Annotated in this window: 2 protein-coding genes and 1 pseudogene; all 3 read left to right on the top strand. The window is 66.8% G+C overall.

Annotated features, from left to right (window positions below; all coding sequences use genetic code 11):
* The first annotated feature begins 91 nt into the window (after positions 1 to 91).
* Positions 92 to 313, top strand: a complete 222-nt coding sequence (locus ACXJKR_RS30425; protein WP_457326021.1) for a DUF350 domain-containing protein — start codon at positions 92 to 94, stop codon at positions 311 to 313.
* Between the two features lie 98 nt (positions 314 to 411).
* Positions 412 to 1,755, top strand: coding sequence for a M48 family metallopeptidase (locus ACXJKR_RS30420; RefSeq protein WP_457326020.1), 1,344 nt, complete (start codon positions 412 to 414; stop codon positions 1,753 to 1,755).
* Positions 1,756 to 1,897: 142 nt separating this feature from the next.
* Positions 1,898 to 2,188, top strand: a pseudogene (locus ACXJKR_RS30415) (hypothetical protein); the annotation flags it as partial.

The raw sequence follows: 2,188 nt of genomic DNA, 5'->3' as shown, positions 1-2,188 counted from the left end.
GGCTTCAGCGCGTCGCCTAGCCCTGCCCCCGCGCAGACCCTCTCGCACCGATCCCTGCCACCTGAATAGGCCCCACTCCTAGGAGAGCACCATGACCCTCGACTGGCTCAAGCCCGAAATCGTCCTCGGCTCCATGATGTACGCCATCATCGGCGTCGTCATCTTCTGGGTCTCCTTCGTCATCGTCGACAAGATCACGCCCTACAAGCTGTGGGAAGAGATCGTCGAGCACAAGAATGTGGCCCTGGCCATCGTCGTTGGCGCGATGTGCATTTCCATCGGCAACATCGTCGCGGCGGCCATCCACGGCTGAAGCCGTCCATCCTGCCCTGCACGCAGCCTGTCGCACGGCGCCTCCGGGTGCGGTGAGCGTCGCCACAATCGCGCGCCGCTTCAAATCAGGAGGCCTTGATGAAGACATGGTTGACCGCAGCCACCCTGGCGCTCAGCCTCACGCTGGCCCACGCCGCAGACGATGCTGCGCAGGCCCAAGCTCAAGCTCAAGCTCAGAAGGCCGATGCCACCGCCCAGGCCTCGGGCTTCAAGATCCGCCCCGTCGACGATGCCTGGCGCGCCGCCCTGCCGCGCGATGCCGAGGCCGCCACCCAGGCCTATATGGACCGGCTGCCCGCCGACGTGGTCGCCAAGTCCGATGCCTACTACACCGGCGGCTACTGGCTGCAGCTCTGGGAGATGCTGTTCGGCCTCGTCGTTGCGGCCATCCTGATGAGCGGGCGCCGCGCGGCGCGCCTGCGCGACCGGGCCCTGCGCGTCGGCGGCGGGCCGGTGCGGCGCGACATGCTGTTCGGCGCGACCTATGTGCTCGCCTCGGCCGTCATCACCCTGCCACTGGCCCYCTACAGCGGCTGGTGGCGCGAACAGGCCTATGGCATGTCGACGCAGACCCTGCTGGCCTGGCTGGGCGAGGCGGCTCTCTCACAAGGCCTCGACATGCTGATGATGGGCATCGTTGTCGCCGGGCTGTACGCCGTGATCCGTCGTGCCGGCGAGCGCTGGTGGATCTGGGGCACAGCCGCTGGCATTGCCGCCCTCATCGTGCTGATCGCCATCTCGCCCGTCCTCATCCAGCCGCTCTTCAACACCTACAAGCCGGTCGAGGACGGCCCCGTCAAGACAGCCGTGCTGCAGATGGCCCACGCCAACGGCGTGCCGGTGGACAACGTCTACGTCTTCGACGCCTCCCGGCAGACGACGCGCATCAGCGCCAATGTGTCCGGCATGCTGGGCTCGGCCGCCGTGCGACTGAACGACAACCTGCTGCGCCGCACCTCCGAGGCCGAGATCCGCGCCGTCATGAGCCATGAGCTGGGCCACTATGTGATGAACCACATGGCCAAGAACATCGCGATGCTGACGCCGCTGCTCTTCGTCGGCTTCGCCGTCGCGGCCTGGGCCATGAAGCGCCTGCTGGCGCGCTTTGCCACCGCCACCGGCGTGAGTCGCATCGACGACGTGGCCGGCCTGCCGATGCTGGTGGCCGTGTTCTCGATCTTCTTCACGCTCGCCATGCCCATCAACCACACCATCACCCGCGTCCAGGAGATCGAGGCCGACCGCTTCGGCCTGAACCTGTCGCGCGAGCCGCATGGCTTTGCCGATGCCCAGTTGCGGCTGGTCGAATACCGCAAGGCCGACCCCGGCGCGGTGGAAGAGTTCATCTTCTTCCACCACCCCAGCACCCGCCACCGCGTCTTGGATGCGATGCGCTGGCGCGAAGCGATGGGCACGCCGTGACGTGAAGCCCTCGTCCAAGGAGTACCTTGGCCGGTCTCCCGAGGGGACGGCGATGCTTGCGGTATTGAACCGCAAGCACATCGCCAGCGCGGGCCGGCCAGATGAACTGGAGTCGGATGGCCTCAATACAAAGACAACTGCAATGCCATCGACCCATGACTTCGCCGCACTGACCGCCAACGCCCTCGAGGACTGGACGCTGTTCGCCATCCGCTTTCACGACAAGCCAGGCGCCGGCGAATTGCGGCGCCAACTGCTGCAGGCTCATCTGGAATGGGTAGCCGCGAACGCCGCCCAGGTGCGCGCAGCCGGCTCACTGCGCGAATCACCTGAGGCAACACCAGTTGGCGGCCTGTGGGTGGTGCGTGCACCGGACAAGGCCGCCACCCCAGCACCCGCCACCGCGTCTTGGATGCGATGCGCTGGCGCGAAG

It is taken from the genome of Roseateles sp. P5_E11, assembly GCF_054049355.1.
Note: the sequence above shows the minus strand (reverse complement) of the source record. Positions and strands in the feature narration are given on the sequence as shown.